Genomic DNA, 20,706 nt, shown 5'->3' on the forward strand with positions numbered 1-20,706 from the left:
TCAACGCTCGCGCAAGGCTTCGCGGGCGCGGTTCAGGGGTTTGATCAGGTAGTCGAGCACAGTCTTCTGCCCGGTGCGGATGTCCACGGTGGCGATCATGCCGGGCACGATGGCGAAGGTCTTGCCGGCCTTGTTGCGCAGCACGTCCGAGTCGGTGCGAATGTACACGCGGTAGTAGAAGATCTCCGGTTTGACTTCATCCTGAATGGTGTCCGGCGAAATGGTCACCACCTTGCCGTCGAGACTGCCGTAGATGGAGTAGTCATAGGCGGTGATCTTGACCTTGGCTTCCTGATCCGGGTGGATGAACGCGATGTCGCGGGGTGAAATGCGCGCTTCGATCAGCAGTTGTTCGTCCAGCGGCACGATCTGCATCAGTTTCCCGTTGGGCGGCACCACACCGCCGATGGTGGTGACCTCGATGTCCTTGACGATGCCGCGCACAGGGGAGTGTAGGGTCAGACGCGACAGCGAGTCGTTGCGACCGCGAATCACCGCCACCAGCATCTGCGCTTCGGCGTTGGCCTTGGCCAGATCCTCCCGCGCCCGGACCATGTAATCGGAACGGGCTTCGGTGGCCTTGAGTTCCAGCTCCGAACGCTGGCGATTCAGGCGCAGCACTTCAACGCGGCTCGAAGCGCCGATCTTTGCCAGGTTTTCGGTGATTTCCAGCTCGCTGCGCACCAGTTTCAACGAGCTTTGAATGCCCTCGAGGGTTTCCTGCAGGCCCTTGCGACGGGTGGTGTACAGCTCGGTTTCGGCGCGCACCAGCTCGGGGTATTTGCTCAGTGATGGGTCGAAGGCCAATGGCTTTTCGCTGACCTCGGCTTGCAGCCGGTTGACGCTCGCCAGCGCCGCCCGGTATTTGGCTTCACTCTCGCCGACGTTGGATTCGGTCTTCACTGCATCGAGTTGCGCCAGCACCTGGCCGCGTTCGACGAGCGAGCCTTCGGTCACGTTCATTTCCTTGATGATGCCGCCCTCCATGGACTGGATCACCTGTTCCCGTGAACTGGGCACGACCTTGCCCGTGCCGGTGGACACTTCCACCACCTCGAACCACGCAGCCCAGGCCAGAAAGCAGGCGATCATCAGCGCGCAGGCCCAGATGACCCGAATGCCGCCGGTGATGCTGCGCTCGTCGCGTCCGTCCAGATAGGTGATCTGATCGGGCAGGCGCGGTGTGTGATCGACCGTCAACGCTTTCATGACCGGGCTCCTTGCGCATGGGGCTGACGCAGCCGCGCCAGGGCGGCTTCCCGGTGGTCATCGATCACGATCCTGCCGTTGTCCAGCACGATGATGCGCTCGACCAGTTGCAGCACACTGACCCGGTGAGTGGCGACGACCAGCGTGCGTCCCTGGCACCAACTGGCGAGTTTTTCCAGGAGCAGGCGCTCGGTGATGTCGTCCAGCGAAGCGGTCGGCTCATCCAGCAACAGCACCTGTGGCTGGCGGATCAACAGGCGCGAGAGCAACAGGCTCTGACGCTGACCGCCCGACAGGCCGAGGCCGCCTTCGAGAATCAGATGATCCATGCCCTTGGGCATCTGCCGCACGAAATCCAGCGCGCCCGTAACCGCCAGCGCGGCAATGATTTCCTGATCGCTGGCCTGGCCCGCGCCCAAGGTGATGTTGTCGCGCAGGGTGCCGTGAAACAGTCGCGCCTGCTGTGACATCAGGCCGACGTCCCGGCGCAGATCGGCAGGATCGATGTGGGCGAGGGCGATGCCGTCCAGTGTGGTCTCACCGGTGCTCAGGTCCATGGCCCCGGCCAGCGCCTGCAACAGCGTGGATTTACCGGCACCGTTGCGACCGAGAATGGCGATGCGTTCGCCCGGTCGTATTTTCAGGTCGATGTTGCTCAACGCAGGCGACGATTCTTCGCTGTAGCGAAACCCCGCCTGATGCAGGCGGTAATCCCCGCGAATCGCTGGCAGATGCACACGCTGACTGCCTTCGGGATGGTCCACCGGCATCTGCATGATCCGGTTCAGCCCCTGCAACGCGACCTTGGCCTGCTGCCAGCGGGTCAGCACGTGGGTCAGTTGCGCCATCGGCCCCATCATCCGCGAAGACAGGATTGACGCTGCGACCAGGCTGCCGGTGGTCAGGTCGCCGGCGATCACCATGGGCGCACCGAACACGATAACGATCGCGAACACACCGCCCTGAACGTTCTGGGTCCAGGTCACCAGGCTGTTGGTCAAGGTTCGCAGACGCAGACTGCTGTCGGCCGAAGCGGCGTTGTAGTGGTTCCACTGCTGCTGAAAGCGCTGTTCGGCCTGCAACGCTTTGATATCGTCCAGGCCCTGAATGCTTTCCACGAGCATGGCGTTGCGCAGCGCCGCTTCGCGCATGGACTCGTTGGCAAGGCGGGCCAGGCGCCGCTGGGCGAGGATGCCGGGCAGGACCATGGCGACCAGGGCCAGCAGGGGAATTAGCACCAATGGCCCGCCGATGAGATAGAAGACCACCAGAAACAGAAAGAAGAACGGCATGTCGGCCAGCGCCGTTGCGGTGCTGGAGGTGATCAGGTCGCGGATCTGCTCCAGTTCCCGCAACTGCGAGATGAACGAGCCCGTGGATTTGGGGCGCACCGAATTGCGCAGGCGCAGGGCATGACCGAACACCAGATCGGACACCCGCAGGTCGGCGCGTTTGCCGAGAATGTCAGTGATGCGCAGGCGCATGATGCGCATCACGAAATCGAACAGCAGCGCCAGCATCACGCCGCCGAACAGCACATACAGGGTGGGCAGCGATTCGGCGGGAATCACCCGGTCGTAGACCTGCATCGAGAACAGCACGCCCGCCATGCCCAGCAGGTTTGCCACCAGCGAGGCGATCATCACTTGGCTGTAGGGACGCAGATCGCTGAGGACGATGCGCCGGAACCAGTGTTCGTCATAGGGCTTGATGTAGTCGTTGGTGCGCACATCGCTGAGCGGCTGGATCGGCCGCAGAATCACGGTGCGCACGGCCTGGGCGGCCAGGGTCGCCGGTTCGATGCGGCTTTGCAGGCCCTGATCGCCACTGTAGGCGATGCCCAGCTCGCCCTGTTCGCCGACGCTTTCGATCACCCCGACCTGACCGTCCTGCATCTGCACCAGCAGCGGGGTGCGCCAGCGGCTCAGACTTTTGTGGTCGTAATCGGCGAATTTGACGCTCAGACCCGCTTGACGCGCCATGTGCCGGACCACTTCTTCGACCCGGCCCTGGCTGTGCACCGAGGCCAGACGCACGCTTTCCGGCGATACATCCAGCCGGTAGTGTCGCGCCACTTTCAACACTGCCTCAAGCCAAGGGGAGTAGTCCTGCCGGGCCGCATCGGCGCTGGCAGGTTCATGAGCGATGACGATGGGATCGGTCATGGCAGGATCTCCACATGCTGGATGGTGCTGTGATCGATGCCGAACGCACGGCGCAATGCACCGCTGTTGTAGAGGCAATCGATTTGCAGTCGGTGCAGGTCGGCCTGGGTGTTCGCCAGATCGAAGCGCGACTGGTGAATTTCCTGCTCGGCATTGAGCAGGTCCAGCAACGGACGCGTGCCCAGTTCCAGGTATTGCCGCCCATACAGTTCACGGGCTTCGGTGATGGTGGTTTCGCGGAACTCCAGTGAGTTGAGGCGGCGCGTCAGGCCCGACGTCTGGGCCTGGGATTCGCTCAAGCCTTGCCGGGCTTGCAGGCGAGCGGCGTCTTCAGCGGAGTCGGCGGCGGTCAGCGCATAACTCGCGGCGCGACTGCGGGCACTGATGGCGCCACCCTGATAGATCGGCACCTCGAGGTTGAGGAAAATCCCCACTTGAGTGCGGTCGATGGCCGGGTTCTGACTGTCGTAATTGTCGTCCAGGTACTGATTGAACGAGGGCTCCAGCGACAGGGTCGGGTAAGCCTCGGCCTTGGCTTGCGCCAGTTCGGCCTGAGCCTGGGTGCGTTGCGCGGCGGCTTGCAACACGGCGGGCAGTGCATCGGTGATTACCGGAGCGTTGCAGGACTGATTCAATGCATCGGGAAAGCCTTCGCTCACTTGCGGCGAAGTCTGCCGGCCGAGCAGGTTGCCCAGCGTCGCTTGCCAGCGTGCATATTGCGCTTTGTACTCCTGAAGGGTCGCCATGCCACCCTCGGCGCGGGACTGGGCCTGAACCACATCGGAGCGCGTGCTTGCGCCCATGTCGCTGCGTTGTCTGGCCAGATCGACAATGCCGCCAATGCCTTGAATCTGCTGCCGGGCGATCTCGATCAGGCGCTGATACCGCTGCACTTCGATATAGGCAAAGGCCGTGTCGCGACTGACCTGATCGATGGCCAGCAAGATACTTGCCTGACTGCGCGCCGCCTTGGCTCTGGCGGCTTCGACCGAATTCGACACCTTGCCGAAGTCGTACAGCATCTGCTTCAGGGAAATGCTCACCGACTGGCTGCTCGCATCGCTGCCGTTACCGCTGTTGTAGCCCCCCTTGATGCCCCCCGCGATTTGCGGGTAGTAACCGGCCTCGGCAACGTTGATGCCTTCGGCCTGTTGGTACAGGGTGCCGATGGCTTCGCTGATGCTCGGGTGCCAGTCCACCGCGAGCCGGACGGCCTGTTCCAGCCCCAGGGTTTGCGCATCCTCCTTGCCCGGCACGGGGGCAACGGGAGTGCGGTCGCTGCGGGGCTTGCGCTTCGAGTCGCCCGGCGGGTGCTGCAGTTTTGTAGGGCTGATGCTGCGCAGCCCCGGGTCAATGTATTCGTCTGCCGACACGGGCAGGTTGATCGCTTGGTGCAAGCCGATGGTCAACAGGACCATCGGCCATGGGTGACGGCGTACACACTTCACATGGTTTCCTTACTGACCGAAGTCAGACTTCCCTGTCTGTCAAACAACCTGAATGCCGTTCTGTACCCACAAATGGTGACTCGGATCCTCCTGCGGTGTGTATTGGGTATAGTCGATTCCGCCCGCCTGGTGGGTGCCATCTGCGGCCCAGGCATCGGTCATGTGGACGCTGTCTTTGCTGTCGCCCTTGATCAGCAGCGTGCTGTTGTCAGGTGAGGTAATGGCGACCAGATCCGCCAGGCTGACGGTCAACGAAACCGCGCTGGTGTGGTTCAGGTCCAGCACCTCGATGTTGTGAATCCGGCTTTGCAGGTCGCCCAGATTGATCGCCGCATCGCCCCCGGCCCAGAGCAGCGTGTCGGTGCCGGTGCCACCATCCACCGCGGCGAAATGCTGATCGCTGATGATCAACGTGTCGTTGCCTGCGCCGCCTTGCAGCGACACCGCACCGCCATGGGACCCGTCCAGCGTGTCGTTGCCGGCGGTGCCCTGGATCAGCTCGGTGGTGCCAGCGGCCACGCTCGTTAATGACGCGGCGCTGTGATCCTCGACGCTGGAAAGCGCGGCGAAGGACGTGGTGGCGACCGCACCGGCCTGATCCAGACTGACCGTCAGGGTCGCGGTGTCGGTGGTGCCATTGGGATGGGTCAATTGATAGGTGAACTGCTCCTGATGACCGATGACCGCGTTGGTCTGGCCCGGATTGAGGGTGTAGGTGTAGCTGCCATCGGCATGCACCAGCAGCGAGCCGTAGGTGCCGGCGACGGTGGTGCCGTTGTAGCCCGGCGTCACGAAGGTGCCGGCCTGTTGCACGCTGAGCACCGTGTAGGCCGAGCCCAGCACGTCGGCGCCCGCGCCTGCGGTGTCGGTCAGCAGATTGCCGACCACCGGGGTGTAACTGCCGACCACGAACTGGTTGGTGTAGGTCGCCGCGTTGATCAGGCTGGTGTTGACCGTACCCAGCAGCCCGAGCCCGCCCACAGCGACTTTCACCTGATAGCTGCCGGAGGTCTGGTCGTCGAAGTTGATGCCGTAATTGCCGCCCCCCAGGTTCAGCAACGAGCCGCCCCCGTAGCTTTTCACCAATACGTATTGACCGGTGGTGGTGTTGAGCTTGTACAGGCTGACGGTCATCCCGCCCAGCAGGCTCAGAAGGTTGGCGGAGTTGACGACCACGGTCAGGTCGCTGACCGTACCGGCCGCCACACTGGTGGTGTAGGTCCCGCTGCCGTTACCGAGCACCAGGCCGAAGCTGCCGAGCGTTGAGTTGGTGGTGACCTCCTGGTTGACCAGTGTGATGCCCGTGTGGGCGATGTCGTTGGTGGCGTCCACCAGCAACGCAGGACTGGCCAGATTGCTGTTGCTCCAGATCTCCGTGGCCTGCGGACTGTCGATGCGCACGTACAACGTTGCGGTGTCGCTCATGCCGTTGCCGTGCACCAGCTGATAACTGAAGACATCCACCTTGCCGACGCTGCTCACGCTGCCGTTGGGCTTGTAGCTGTAGTTGCCGCTCGCGTCGATGGTCAGTGTGCCGTACAGGCCCTGCACGGTGGTGCCGCTGCCGGCCGCCACATAGCTGCCGTTTTTCTGGATCTGCAGCAGGGCGCCGTGATCGGGCCCGGTCTGATCGACTTGGCCGTCGGTGCCGACATCGTTGATCAAGTTGCCGGTTACCGCAGCGCCGGCGGTCCCGGTGAACTGCGTCAGGCTGGTGATATCCAGCTGCAGGTTGGTGGTGACGGTGGTCAGCAGACCGACGCCGGAACTGGCGACGGTGAGGCGATAGTCACCGCTCAGCAGGTCGCCGATGTTGACCCGCACGCCCTGACCGGCAATCGCCACCAGGTCAAGCAGACCGCCGCTACCATTGACGTCCAGGGTGACCCAGGCACCGCTGGCGCTCTTGACTTGCAGCGTGTAGGACACGCCGTCGAGCAGGGACAGCAGACTCCCGGTGGTGAGCGTGAGCGTCGGATCGACGCTGGTGCCACTGGCGACGGTGAAGGCAAAGGTCTTCGAGAAGCCCGACAGCAGCGTGGTGAACGAGTCGGCGAAGTTCTGCGTGACCTTCACCGGGGCGATGACCACCGTGGCCGTGGCCAGGTTGTCGCTCGCCACCACCGGCGCGTTGGCGTCGATGTCCGGCGCAATGACCGGGGTGGCCACCGAGACGTTGCCATGGATGTCGGTGAGGCTGACCGACAACGTTTCGCCGTTGATCTGCGCCGCGTTGAGGCCGACGCTGAAAACCCCGGTGCCACCGACCACGGTGGTGCCCAGAACCGCTCCGCTGGCGGATTTGATGGTCACGGTGGAGCCGGCTTCGCCAATGCCGCTGACGCTTAGGCCGTCAGCGCTGACCAGCAGCGTATTCGGCGCTACTGGCGCAGTGAGGTCGGGCGCGGTGGCAGTGATCGCGGTCGAGACATTCCCGGCCGGGTCCGCCTGAGTCACGCTCAGGACCTGGTTATCGATCTGCGCGGCGGACAGCGCCACCGAGAAACTGCCGTTGGCCGCGACGGTGGCCGTGCCCAGCACCACGCCTGTTGCACTGCGCACGGTCACGGTCGAGCCTGCGACACCGGTGCCCGTCAAAACCGTGCCGCTGCCGTTGACCGTGGCGGCCGCCGGCGCAATGGGGGGCGTGGTGTCGGGCGCGGTGAGCGTACCGGCCGCGGAGACGTTGCCCGCGCCATCGACCAGACGCACGGTCAATTGCTGGCCGTCGAGCTGTGCGGCAGAGGTCAGGTTGAAGTTGAAGGTGCCGCCACTGCCGACCGTGCCGGTGCCCAGCAATGTGCCGCCAGCGCTGTAGACATTGACCGTCGCGCCAGCTTCGCCACTGCCGCTTACGGTCAGCCCGTTCGCTGCCAATGCTGCGGTCGGGGCTGTCGGCGCCTGAATGTCGGTGGCGGTCACGATCGAGATGGGCGACGGATTGCCCGCCGCATCGGACTGCTGAACGTTGAGCACCTGACCGTTGAGCTGGGCTGCGGACAATTGCACGGTGAAGCTGCCCCCGGTTCCGACCACCGCAGTGCCCAGGACCTGGCCGGCCGCGTTGGTCACGCTGACCGTTGCACCGGGTTCGCCGGTACCGCTCAGTTGCAGGCCACCGGCGTTGAGGGCCAGATTGCTCAGACCGCCAGGGGCGGTGGTGTCGCCTGCGGTGAATGGGCTGCTCGCCGAGACGTTGCGTGCAGCGTCGGTCAGGCTGACGTTCAGTGTCTGGCCGTTGAGCTGAGGCGCGGACAGGGTCACTGTGAACACCCCGTCGTTGCCCACCGCTCCGGTCCCCAGCAGTTGCCCGCTGGCGTTACGCACGTTGACGGTGGCGCCGACCTCACCGCGCCCGGAGAGAACGACCCCCGTCGGGTCCAGCCCCAGCGCAGTCGGTGCGTCGGGGGCGGTGATGTCCGGCGCCAGAACAGGCTGTGGCGCGGCAGCATTGCCAGCAGTGTCCGTTTGTACTGCATTGAGTGTCTGACCATTGACCTGGGCGGTGTTCAGCTGCGCACTGAACGTGCCGTTGGCGCCCACTACCGCGCTGCCCAACGGCGTACCATCGGCCGCCGAAAGAGTGACCGTCGCACCGACTTCGCCACGCCCGGTGACCAGCGTGCCACTGGCGTTGATGGCAAGTTCGGTCAGCGGAACCGGCGCGGTGGTGTCGCCCGCGAGGACCTCGGTCGGCACCGAAGAAACGTCGCCCGCCGTCGCGGTGACATCCAGGGTCTGGCCGTTGGTTTGCGGCGTGGTCAGTGTCAGGTTGAAGACACCGCCTGCGCCAGTCTGGCCGCTGCCCAATATGGCGCCATCCGGACCGTACACTGTGATGGTGGTGCCAACCGCCGCGTTACCGGTCAGCGTCACGCCATCTGCCGCCAGCACCAGATTGCTCGGCGCGTCCGGTGGCGGGCTCGCCGGAACCGTGAGGGTCTCGGGTGCCGATGTGTTGAGGGCCGCATCGGACTGCACCACCGTCAGCTCCTGATTGGCGGTGACCCCGGTGAGCGTGACCAGGAAGGTGCCATTGGCGCCCACGATGGCCGTGCCCACTTGTGTGGTGCCGACGCTGACCGTCACGGTGGCGCCCACTTCGCCGCGACCGGCAAGCTGGGTGTAATCGGCGCTGATGCTGAGGTTGGTGACGGCGTCCGGGTCGGTGGTATCCAGCACGTCATACAGAACGGTCGTCGAAGCGTTGCCGGCAACGTCGGTGGCGACGATCGAGAGGGTCTGGCCGTTGGTCTGCGCCGGGTTCAGGTTGAGGGCGAATGTCCCGTCGTCCAGTGCCGTGGTCGTACCCAGTTGCACGCCGGTCGCTGAGGTCACGGTGACCGTGCTGCCTGCTTCGGCGGTCCCGGTCAGTGCAATGCCGTCGGTGAGGCTGGTGACGGCGGGATCCACCGGTGCAGTGATGTCTGGCGCGTTGACCGTGACCGGAGTCGACTCGTTGGTCCCGGCATCGACTTGCACCACCGACAGCAGCTCGCCATTCAACTGTGCCGTCGACAGCGTGACGCTGAAGCTGCCGTCGGCAGCGACGGTCGCAGTGCCCAGCGAGGCGCCTTGGTAGGACACCGTCACCGTGGCGTTGGCCTCGCCGGTACCGGTCAGTATCAGGCCGTTGAGACTGACGGCAAGGTTGTCCACCTGTGCCGGGTCGATCAGGTCGGCCGCCTGATAGGTCGTGGTCCCGGAAACGTTAGTGGCCACGTCGGTCTGGGTCAGGTTGAGCACTTCGCCGTTCAATTGCGGTGTGGACAGGGTGAGGTTGAAGGTGCCGTCGCCGTTTACGGTGGTCGAGCCCAGTTCGGCACCGGCGGCACTGAACACGCGTACCGTTGCTCCGGCTTCCCCGGTGCCAGTCATGGTCACACCGTCGCCGGCGAGGCTGGTCACGACCGGCAACGCGGGCGCGGTGACGTCCGGCGCTGGAATGGACGCAGGCGTGGACGGATTGCCGCTGGCATCGCGCTGAATGAACGTCAGCACTTCGCCATTGAGCATGGGTTGATCAAGGGCGAAGGAAAAGTTGCCCCCCGCACCGACGACACCCGTGCCGAGCACGTTACCGTCCGCATCGGTGACGACAACCGTAGCGCCTGCCTCACCGGTGCCGCTGACGACACTGCCCGCGTCGTCGATGACGGGATTGGCCACCGCAGCCGGTGGCGTGATATCCGGCCCGAGGGTCACAGCGGCAGCCGATGGATTGCCGGCCAGGTCGGTCAGCACCACGAACACCTGCTGGCCGTTGGCCTGGGCCGCAGTCAGGTTTATCAGGAAGTTGCCATCGGCGCCCACGGCCCCGGTGCCGATCTGGTCGCCATTGGCGAGAGTGACGCGCACTAGCGCGCCAACCTCGCCACTGCCACTCAAGACATCGCCGGCGCCGTTGAACAGCAAATTGGTGGCGACCGGCGGAGGGGTCAAGTCAGGCGCAGTGACCGGCACGGCGACACTGAGGTTGCCGGGCGGATCGGCCTGTTGAACGCTCAGGATTTCGTTGTTGATCTGCGGTGTGCTCAACGTGACGCTGAACGAACCGTCGGCCAGTACCACCGAGCTGCCCAATACCACGCCGGCAGGGTCTTTGACGGTAACCGTCGCCCCTGGCTCGCCGGTGCCGGTCACCACGGCGCCCGCGTCATTGATATCGACGTTGGCCAGTGGATCCGGTGCCGTGAAGTCCGGCGTGGTGAGATTGACGGCAGGCGATACGTTGCCCGCAAGGTCAGTCTGCACCAGCGTCAGCACCTCGGCGTTGGTCAGCGCGGGATTCAATACCAGGGTGAAGGTCCCGGTGGTGCCAACGAGCACGCTGCCCAAGGGGTTGCCGTCGCTGTCGCTGACCGTGACCGTCGCGCCCGCTTCACCTCGACCGGTCAAGGTCGCGCCGTCACTGGAAATGCCCAGTTGGGTGAGCGGCGCGGGCGCAGTGATGTCGACGGAGGGCAGGGTGGTGGCCGTCGAGGTATTTCCTGCGGCGTCAGTCAGGCTCACCGCAAGCGCTTCGCCGTTGGTCTGCGGCGTGGACAGCGTAATCTGGAAGCTGCCATCGAGCAGTACGCTGCCAGTGCCCAGCAGCACACCGGCGGCGTTGTACACATTGACCGTCGCACCTGCTTCACCCGTGCCGGTGACTACGCTGCCGTCGCTGCTGACCGAGGTTACCAGCGGTGCATCCGGCGCGATCAGATCCCTGGCCAGCAAGTTAAGCGTCGTCGACTCGTTGCCCGCTGCGTCCGTCTGACTCAGGGTCAGGGTCTGACCCGCTATCTGGGGTGCGTTCAATGCCAGCGTGAACGTGCCGTTGGCCGAGACCAGAGCGTTGCCGAGAATAATCCCGCCCGCGCCCGTGACTGTGACGGTTGAACCTGCCTCGCCATTGCCCGTGATCGACGTGCCATCCACGGACAGCAGCAGATTACTGAGCGCGGCGGGGGCCGTGACGTCGGCAGCGGTGTAGGCGGTCGGCAGTGAATTGATGCCATCGCTTGACGTCGCGGTTGCCGAAAGCTGTTCGCCATTGAGCTGCGCCGTGCCCAGTATGGCGCTGAACGTGCCGTCGCTGCCGACCAGTGCCGTGCCCAGCAGCGTGCCGGACGGGCTGCGAATACTGACCGTGCTACCCACCGTGGCCGTACCGGTGAGGATCAGACCGTCCGCGCTCAACGCAAGGTTGAGCGGTGCTGGCTCGGCCAGATTGCCCGGTGCGGTGACGGATGCCAGCGGCGAGGCATTACCGGCGCCGTCGGTCTGCACCACGCTGAGCACGGTGCCCGCTGCGGCCCCAGGTGTAAGGGTCAGGCTGAAGTTGCCGTTGGCGCCGACGGTGGCGGTTCCCAACTGGAGGCCATTGGCATCGCGAACCACGACCGTGGCGCCCGCTTCACCATGGCCGGCCAGCGAGGCGCCGTCTGCGGTAACGGCCAGATTACTGACCGCCAGCGGCGCAGTGGTGTCGCCCGCCGTGTACGGCGCCGGGGCCGAGACATTGCCCGCCGCGTCGCTGGCGGTGACCGTCAGTGGCTGACCGTTGACCTGCGCGGTAGTGAGGGTGACCTGGAATGTGCCGTTGGTCGCGGCGGTGGCGGTGCCGAGGACGCCGCCCGAAGCATCGCGCACGGTCACGGTACTGCCCGCTTCAGCATTACCCGACAGTTGCAGGCCGGTGCTGCTGAGCGTCAGTGCCGTCGGGCTGTCAGGGGCGGTCAGATCCGAGGCCACCACGGTTACGGCGGTGGAGACGTTACCCGGTGGGTCCTCTTGAGTGACGGTCAGCACCTGCGCGTTGATCTGCGCAGTATTGAGGGAGAGATTGAACGTGCCATTGGCGCTCACCAGGCCGGTGCCTAGTAACGTGCCATCGACACTGCGCACCGAAACGGTGGCCCCCGGTTCGCCGTGACCGGTCACTGTCAGGCCGTCTGCATTGACGACCACTTGTGTCAAGGCAGCGGGTGGGCTGATGTCCGGCGCCAGTGCCGTCTGCGATGGCGACGTGTTTCCAGCAGCATCGGTCTGGCTGACGTCCAGGGTCTGACCGTTGTTCGGCGCAGGCGCGAGGGTTACCGTGAACGTGCCATTGGCCGCCACGACCCCGGTGCCCAGCAACGTGCCGCTGGTGTCCGTCACACGCACGGTCGCGCCGACTTCGCCGATCCCGGTGAGGGTGTCGCCATTGGCGCTGACGTGCAGATCCTGCACGGCGGCCGGTGGCGTGCTATCCACCGTGTTCAGGCTGCTTTGCGGCGACGTGTTGCCCGCCGCGTCGGTGAGCGTGACTTGCAGCGCGGCGCCACTGGTTTGCGCGTTGGGCAGGGTGACCTGGAACTGACCGCTCAGGTCGACCGTCCCCGTCCCGACGACGTTACCTGCGGCGTCGCGAACGGTCACCGTCGCCCCCGGCTCACCCTGTCCACTGACGACCGTGCCGATGCCGTTGATCGATAGTCCCGTGGCCGCAGCGGGCGCTTGCAGGTCCGGTGCAACAATGCCGGCCGGTTGCGAGACGTTGCCAATCGCGTCGGTTTGGGTCGCGGTCAGTGCCTGCAGATTGAGTTGTGGTGGCGTCAGCACGACGTTGAAGTTGCCGTTACTGGCGACNTGGTCACGGTTGCGCCGATTTCACCCTTGCCCGACACGTTGCTGCCGTTGGCGCTGATGACCAGATCGGTCGGCGCGTCCGGCGCGGTGGCGTCGGCGACGACCACGGTGCCCGGCACCGAATTGTGCCCGTCGGCATCGGTGGCGGTGACGTGCAAGGTCTGCGCGTTCAACTGCGCGAAGCGCATGAAGATGGTGAAACGACCGAAGCTGTTGACCGTCCCCGAGCCAAGGCTGACACCGTCGGCGCCCGCCACGCTCACGGTGCTGCCGGGCGTAGCTGCGCCGGTCAGCGTGAAGCCGTCGCTACTGACCGCAAGGTCGGTGGGGGTTGCCACTTGGGTACCGTCAGGCTCTGGCAGCGGCACGGGTGTGGAGCTGTTGCCACTGCTGTCGATGCTGGTCACGGTGTTGTTGCTGCCGCTGGCCGCCGGAGGGTTGAGGCCGATGACAAACACGCCATCGTTGCCCACCACGCCAGTTCCGATCACGCCTCCGCCGGGCGCATTGATAGTGATCGTGGTTCCAGGTTCGCCAGTGCCGGAAGCCGTGGTGCCGTCAGGACTGATCGCCAGGTCGCCGACTTGCACCGGGTTGGTGGTGTCGGGTGCGTTGGTGGTGGCGGACACGGAATCATGGGTGCCGTCCGACGCGAAGACCTGTAACGGTTCCCCGTTATTGAGGCCTGTCGGGAGCGTAAAAGTAAAGCTTCCGTTGGGACCAGCGATGGCCGTGCCCAACTCGGTGCCGTTGGCATCGAGCACATGGACGGTAGCGCCGGGTTCAGTGGTGCCGGTCATGACGCCATCGCGGTCGACCAGCAGGTTGCTCGGCACGGGCGGAGCCGTGATGTCCGGTGCATTGACCGGAATCGGCAAGGAGGGCAGGAGACTGGCGTCGGTCTGTGTAACGCTCAGCGCTTCGCCGTTCTGTTGCGGGGTGCTCAGGGAGACGGTGAAGCTGCCGTTCGGCGCGACCACGGCGGTGCCAAGCAACGCGCCGTTGACGTCACGCACTTCGATGGTGTCGCCGGCGATGCCGTTGCCTGACACATAGAACCCATCGGCGCTGACGCCAACGCCGGTCGGGGCGGCAGGCGCCGAGGTGTCCAGCGCGAGGACCGGCGCGGGCGCCGACAGATTACCGCTCAGGTCGGTCTGGGTGACCTGGAGGGTCTGCCCATCGTTCTGCGGGGATGTCAGCGTGATCTGGAAGAGGCCGGTGGCAGGGTCGGCGATCGCGGTGCCGATCACGGCGTTGTTCTGATCGCGGACGGTGATCGTTGCGCCAGGTTCCGCTTGCCCGGTCAGAACGCTGCCCGCAGGGTCCAATACCAGGGCGCTCGGCGCGTCGGGTGCCTGAATGTCCGGTGCCGGGGTCTGCGTGGCTGCGGAGGGCGAGGTGGCCCCGTCCGCTTGGGTCACGCTCAAGAGCTGGCCGTTTATTTGCGGCGGGGAAAGGGTGACTTCAAAGCGCCCGTTGTCGCCGACCACGGCGGTGCCCAACGGCGTGCCGTTGGGGTCGGTCACGGTGACTGTCGCGCCGACCTGACCATTGCCCGTGACGACTGCGCCATTGGCCGATACCAGGACGTTGGTCACCGGGTCCGGGGTGCTCAGGTCCGGCGCGGTAACAGGCACCGGGGTCGACTGATTGCCTGCGCCATCGGCCTGAGTGACCTGTACCTGTTGGCCGTCGGTCTGTGGAGTCGTCAGGTTCAGGGAGAAGGTGCCATCGAGGCCGACCGTGCCGGTGCCAATGACCGCGCCGAGGGTGTCGCGCACAGTGACCGTCGCGTTAGGCTCGCCAGAACCGGTCAGCACCACGCCAGCAGCATCCAGGCCCAGATTGGTCAGCGGCGCCGGCGCCAGGGTATCGGGAGTGGTGAAGGAAACGGCGGGGGCTGCATTGCCGGCGTTATCGCTGGCATTGATCAGCAGCGTCTGGCCGTTGTTCTGCGGACTGCTCAACGTCACGCTGAACGTGCCGTCCGCGGTCACGCTGGCGCTGCCCAGTACGTTGCCATTGGCATCGGTGACGGTGACTCTGGATCCGGCCTCACCCTGTCCGGTGAGCACGGTGCCGTCGCTGCTGACCGCAAGGTTACCCGGTTGCAGAGGGCCATCCAGATCGAACGCCACCACCGGCGCCGCTGGCGAAGGGTTGCCGGCAGCGTCGGTCTGCAGGACCTGCAACGACTGACCATTGATTTGCGCTGCGTTAAGCGTCACCGAAAACGCGCCGGTGTCCGAGACCACCGCGCTGCCGAGCACATTGCCCTGGGCGTCGGTCACGGTGACCGTCGCGCCGGGCTCTCCACGCCCGGTCACCGACAGGCCATTGTTGGCCACCGCAAGATCCGTCACGGCGGTAGGGCCGGTGATGTCGGGAGCGACCACCGGCACGCTCACCGAGCTCTCGCCGTTGCCGTCCACCGCTATCACGTCGATCACTTCGCCGTTGGCCTGAGGCGGGTTGAGGACCACGGTAAACGTACCGTCGTTGCCGACCACTGCGCTGCCGAGCAGGGTGCCGTTGGCGTCTCGCACTTCGATCAGCGATCCGGCCGTCCCGGTGCCGGTCAACTGAGTACCGCTTCCATCCACCACCACATTGCCTGGGGTCGCAGGGCCCGCTGCGTCAGGCGCAGTCACACCCAGCGCGGGAGAGGGGTTGCCCGCAGCGTCGGTTTGCGTGACCGCCAGTTGTTCGCCGGAGGTCGGGGCGGTGGTCAGGGTAATCAGGAAAGTCCCGTTGGCGCCGACAACTGCAGTGCCGATTACGGCGCCGCTGGCGTTGACGACGGTCACCGTCGCGCCGATTTCGCCTTTACCGGACAACTGCGTGCCATTGGCGCTGATGACTACATCGCTGACCGGCGTCGGTGCGGTGGTGTCGGGCGCGGTGAGCGCGGTCGACGCGCTGTTGTTGCCTGCGTCGGTGGAACTGACGTCAAGGTGTTCACCATTGAGCTGGGCGCTCGCCAGGGTGACGCTGAACGTGCCGTCCAGACCGGCACGCGCTGATCCGATCACGTTCCCGGCTGCGTCGCGCACCAGAATGCGCGAACCGGGTTCGGCGACGCCGGTCAGGGTCAGGCCGTCCGCTGAAACCGCGAGACCGCTGGGTTGCGCAGGCGGCGTGGTGTCAGGTGCCTGAACCTGAACGTTGTCCGACGTGTTGCCGGCCGGGTCGGTAAGCGTGATCTGCAAGGACTGGCCGGCGTTTTGCGGCGGGTTGATCGCCACGCTGAACAGCCCGTCAGCACCGACCACTGCGCTGCCGAGCAGCGTGCCGTTGGCATCGATCACGTTGACCGTACTGCCTGCTTCGCCGCGACCGGTGATCAGCGAGCCACTGCCACTGATTGCCACGGACGTCGGTGCCGAAGGCGGCGTGACATCGCCGCCGGGTTGGCCCACATCGATATCGGGTGCCTGCGCCTGAGCCGGCGCCGATGTGTTGCCCGCCGCGTCGGTGGCGGTGACCGACAGTGCCTGGCCATCGATCTGCGGCGGATTGAGCGTCAGGTTGAAAGTGCCATCTGCGGCCACGACAACGCTGCCCAGTAATGTACCGTCGGCGGCGCGCACCTCGATGGTGGCGCCTGCTTCGCCGTTGCCGGTCAGCGCGGTGCCGTCTGCGTTGACGGCCAGGTTGCCGGGCGTGCCGGGTGCCGTGGTGTCGGCTGCGGTCAGCGAACCCGGTGCCGAGACATTGCCTGCCGCATCGGTCAGCGTGACGCCCAGGGTTTGGCCGTTGGTCTGAGGAACCGACAGAGTGGCCTGGAAGGTCCCGTCGCTGCCGACCACCGCAGTGCCCAGCACATTGCCCGCGGCATCGCGGATGGTCACGGTGCTGCCAGCCTCACCGGTCCCGATCAGGGACTGGCCGTCGGCGGACAGCGCAAGATTGCCCGGCGTGCCGGGCGCCGTGGTGTCGGCTGCGATCAGCGACCCCGGTGCCGAGACATTGCCTGCCGCATCGGTCAGTGTCACGCCGAGGGTTTCGCCATTGGTTTGCGGGCTGTTGAGGACCACTTGAAAGCGCCCGTCGCTGCCCACCGTCGCAGAGCCCAGCACATTGCCCGCCGCGTCGCGCACCGTCACCACGCTGCCCGCTTCACCGAGGCCGCTCAATCCCAGGCCGTCGGCGGACAGCGTCAATCCGGTCGGGGTGTCGGGTGCCGTCGTATCGGCTGAACCGCCGCCGCCACCACCACCGCCGCCACCGCCCGATCCTGACGCTGCAGCAGCGCCGCCTGCACCGAGCAGGCCCAGGCCGGCAATCGCCCAGGCCGGGGTCGCGCTACCGACCACACCCGCGCCGGCGATCAGTTCGTCGATGGACGACACTTCATCGAAGGTGAAACCGTTAAACGATCCGGCGTCGTACTGCGCCTGCCAAAGCGTCCCATCTTCACCCTGGAACACCATGTCGCTGGTCACGCCATCGGGTCCGGTGTTGAAGAAATTGGCGACCTTGATCTGCTCTCCACCTTTGAGGTTGATCACCAGGTCCTGGCCGCTGCGGCTGACCGACGCCACCCGGTCGGGGGCGACGGGCATCTGCACGACGGCAGGCTGATTGAGGGCGAAGTCACCCCAGGTTTTAGCAGTGAGTTGAGAGGTTGCTTTGTCGGCGACGACGATGTTGTCCATCTGGCCAGTCCCTTTTCTTAGCTTCTGCAGACACGCACCGCACCGTCATTCCGAGAAATTCAACTGGTCCAACCGTTGCGGTCTCGCCAGAAAGCAGAAGATTCGTCATTCGTTTGCGGTAATCCGTTTGAGTTAGAAATCTAGATTGGATCCGGTGGCTTTCAATGGAGGTTTTTTTGACAAGCTCTGTTTTTTCAAAACGATGGGCGCGATAACCCCTTGATTCACGAGAGGAGAGAATCGCGTTTTTGAATGTGTACCGATCGTCGGAGTAGGGGGTGTATTAGTCGTAAAGTAGGGTAATCAGAGACGAAATATTCGTATGAATGGGCGCGACAATCGAGGCGCTATCAAGTTCCACGCCGATCGTTCTCTTCGCGCTGACGCGGCAGCCGCCCACGCGCAGAAGGCGCAGCGGCCTTGATCTGCTGCGGGCCGCTGCGTCACTCGCCGCCGAACTGCTGCCGATACTGATTCGGCGACAGTCCGATGCGCTCGCTGAACAGCTTGCGCATATGCCGGGCACTGCCAAACCCGCAACGGGAGGNGATACGGGCGTTCTGCACGTACTGCATCGGTGTCAGGTTGACTTCGCGCTGGAACGCGCGAGCGAAGTTACGTGAGCTCATTGCCGCGATTTCAGCCATGCGTCCGATGGTGAAGGGCTCTTCGATGTGATCGACCACGTAGGCCTGGACCCGGGCAATGGCCGTTCCGTCCCGTGGCACGGCGGCGAGCAGCGGGCTGTACGGCGTCTGCCCGCCCTGGCGCTTCATGACCACCAGCAACACTTTGGCCACTTCCAGCGCGAGTTCCTTGCCGTGGTCCTCGGCCACCACTGCCAGGGCCATGTCGATGCCTGCCGTGATACCGCCGGATGTGATCAGGTTGCGGTCGATCACGTAAATCTGTTCGGTTTCCACCCGGGTCTGCGGGTGACGCTGCGCCAACCGGTCGACGTAGTTCCAGTGGGTGGTGCAACGGTAGCCATCGATCAGCCCGGCTTCAGCCAGCAGAAAAACCCCGGTACAGATCGCGCCGAAGCGCTTGGCACGTTTGGCGGCACTGGGCAGCCAGTCGTTGAGGTTGGGATGAGTGACGCCATACGCGCCGGGGCCTCCGGGGACCAGCAGCAGGTCGACCTGGGCGGGGTAGTCCTCCAGGCGCATGTCCGCCTGCACTTTCAATCCGCAAGAGCTGCGCACCAGTGCCGGCCGGTCGGAAATGGTCAGCAACTGATACTGGCGCTCCCTGGGCAGCAGGCGATTGGAAATCGAAAAGACATCCATGGGGCCGGTCACGTCGAGCATCAGCACGTCGTTGAACAGCACCATCACCACCGTTTTATGTGCACAAGGGTCTTGCATGCCTCTGTCGCCTTCTTCGCGGCCCGCCCCTGATGATCAGGAAGGGCACAACCTCTTCAAGGCGGCAGTTTAGGCCAAATCAAGCACATACCGGTACAGATGACGCGAGCGCACTCAACCCACGGGGCGACCGGAGATCGCTTCTGGCGGAAGGCCGTGGGAGCCGGCTTGCTGGCGAAGCGATGGGACAGGCTTCAGACCAATCAGTGATTCTTGCATCCGGCCGGTAACTGGAAGCGGATCATCGCGCCGCCCATCTCCGAGGTTTCGGCGTAGAGATTACCCTGGTGCGCTTCGATCACCGACCGGCAGATGGTCAGGCCCATCCCCAGGCCGCTGGACTTGGTGGTGTAGAACGCGCCGAAGATCTGCTTGCGCTGCTCGATGGGAATACCGGGACCGTTGTCCTCCACCGACACCTGCACCCCATCGCTCAACGAACGGGTGGACACCCGCAAGACGCATTCCGACGAGCCAGACCCGCTCATGGCTTCAATGGCGTTGGTGAACAGGTTGAACACCAATTGCTGGATCTGCACCGGATCGGCGATGACCGTCTGATCGGCGTCCAGGTGGGTTTCGAGCGTCACGGCGTGCTTCGACAGACTGGCCTGCGTGAGCCGGATCACTTCTCCAATCACGTCGTTGATGTTGACCGGCTGAGGTTTGCAGGGCGTCTGCTTTGCCAGTGCGCGCAGCGCTGAAACGATATCCGCTGCACGCTCGCATTCGGCGCGGATGTCCTGAAGGCCGCTGATGGCCTCTTCCAGATCGGGCGTTTCCCGTTGCAGCCAGCGCATACACGCTGCAGCGTTGGACGCGATGGAGAGCAAGGGCTGACAGATTTCATGGGCAATGGAAACCGTGAGTTCGCCCATGATTTTCAGATGCGGACTGCCGGCAGAATCGGCTTGCGGACAGAAGGGCGCAGGGTATCGGGTGAATACGGCTTGAGAGGTCGGCGTGATCCGGGGTGCCCATACGGCCAGCGTGGCCAGATGCTGACCCCTCTCAGTGGACGGCAGCGGTGCACTGGCAATGCCGCAGTGGGGGTCTGCGAACACGCAATAGGTCAGTGCCTCGTCTCGGCGCATCGGCGACATGTCGTAACCCTCTGCCCAAGGCTGTTCAGCCGCTGCGCCAGCGTCCTGCGAGGGTTCAGCACATTGTTCGTCTGACATCGAGCCTCCTGATCCAAAGCGCCCCGTTTCGTTGCCGACCGAGTATACGCACGGATCCCGGCACGCAACCGCAAGGGGCCCGGTTTGGCAGGATCAGGCACCCTGATGGCTGTTCCATTCCTCTTGGGGCACCTTCCCGGTCGCGCGCAGGTACGAACAGGTAGAGGCCAGGTTGTCAGCGTGTCTTTGATTGGGGCTGTGGGGACGGTTCACGTGATGAAAGAAATAAACGCAGCGTGGCAAATACAACGCGTGTCGACAGTACGCGACACCACTCAATAATCCGGACTTTCGCGGGTTGTAAAACAGGGGCGTTAGTTGAAATGCTTAAACCGTTTCTCCGGGGGGGGAGTGGGTGTTCTGTTCTCACGCATTACCCAGGAAAGTCATACGCAGCGGCTGCGCAGAGATCGTGCGTTCTGCTTGAGCGCTGTTGCTGGATCAACAGCAGCGCGGGCTGCGTGGACCGTCAGGAATAGCGCTAGCTCAAAATGATATAGCGCTGTTCGCACTGCGTGTTGACGGTAACTTGTGTGCCTTATTACTGTTGCGAGCAG

Annotated in this window: 5 protein-coding genes and 3 pseudogenes; all 8 read right to left on the reverse strand. The window is 64.6% G+C overall.

The window, feature by feature from the left end; translation table 11 throughout:
* Positions 1–1,209, reverse strand: coding sequence for an HlyD family efflux transporter periplasmic adaptor subunit (locus D3M70_RS14635; protein ID WP_120126462.1), 1,209 nt, complete (start codon positions 1,207–1,209; stop codon positions 1–3).
* Positions 1,206–3,374 (reverse strand): type I secretion system permease/ATPase, encoded by a 2,169-nt coding sequence (locus D3M70_RS14640; protein WP_120126463.1) that lies wholly within the window; start codon positions 3,372–3,374, stop codon positions 1,206–1,208. Before D3M70_RS14640 ends, D3M70_RS14635 begins: the two co-directional genes overlap by 4 nt.
* Positions 3,371–4,792 carry a TolC family outer membrane protein gene (locus D3M70_RS14645; RefSeq protein ID WP_120126464.1) on the reverse strand — a complete coding sequence of 474 codons (1,422 nt, stop codon included), beginning with the start codon at positions 4,790–4,792 and terminating at the stop codon, positions 3,371–3,373. Before D3M70_RS14645 ends, D3M70_RS14640 begins: the two co-directional genes overlap by 4 nt.
* A 69-nt stretch (positions 4,793–4,861) precedes the next feature.
* Positions 4,862–12,913: pseudogene (locus tag D3M70_RS14650) on the reverse strand (BapA/Bap/LapF family large adhesin); the annotation flags it as partial.
* A gap of 28 nt (positions 12,914–12,941) precedes the next feature.
* Positions 12,942–17,601 (reverse strand): annotated as a pseudogene (locus D3M70_RS14655) (Ig-like domain-containing protein); the annotation flags it as partial.
* 443 nt (positions 17,602–18,044) lie between these two features.
* Positions 18,045–18,148: AraC family transcriptional regulator (locus tag D3M70_RS33200; protein ID WP_256659856.1), on the reverse strand; the 104-nt coding region annotated here is incomplete at its 5' end.
* A 1-nt stretch (position 18,149) separates the two neighbouring features.
* Positions 18,150–18,968: pseudogene (locus D3M70_RS14660) on the reverse strand (GlxA family transcriptional regulator); the annotation flags it as partial.
* Between the two features lie 203 nt (positions 18,969–19,171).
* Positions 19,172–20,149: a sensor histidine kinase gene (locus D3M70_RS14665; protein ID WP_120126468.1), complete on the reverse strand. Its 978-nt coding sequence runs from the start codon at positions 20,147–20,149 to the stop codon at positions 19,172–19,174.
* Positions 20,150–20,706 lie beyond the last annotated feature (557 nt).

It is taken from the genome of Pseudomonas sp. LS-2 (assembly GCF_003605735.1).
GTDB lineage: Bacteria > Pseudomonadota > Gammaproteobacteria > Pseudomonadales > Pseudomonadaceae > Aquipseudomonas.

Coding starts and splice junctions, on each gene's coding strand:
- D3M70_RS14635 (WP_120126462.1), bottom strand. CDS start 1,209: ATGAAAGCGTTGACGGTCGATCACACACCGCGCCTGCCCGATCAGATC.
- D3M70_RS14640 (WP_120126463.1), bottom strand. CDS start 3,374: ATGACCGATCCCATCGTCATCGCTCATGAACCTGCCAGCGCCGATGCG.
- D3M70_RS14665 (WP_120126468.1), bottom strand. CDS start 20,149: ATGTCAGACGAACAATGTGCTGAACCCTCGCAGGACGCTGGCGCAGCG.
- D3M70_RS14645 (WP_120126464.1), bottom strand. CDS start 4,792: ATGGTCCTGTTGACCATCGGCTTGCACCAAGCGATCAACCTGCCCGTG.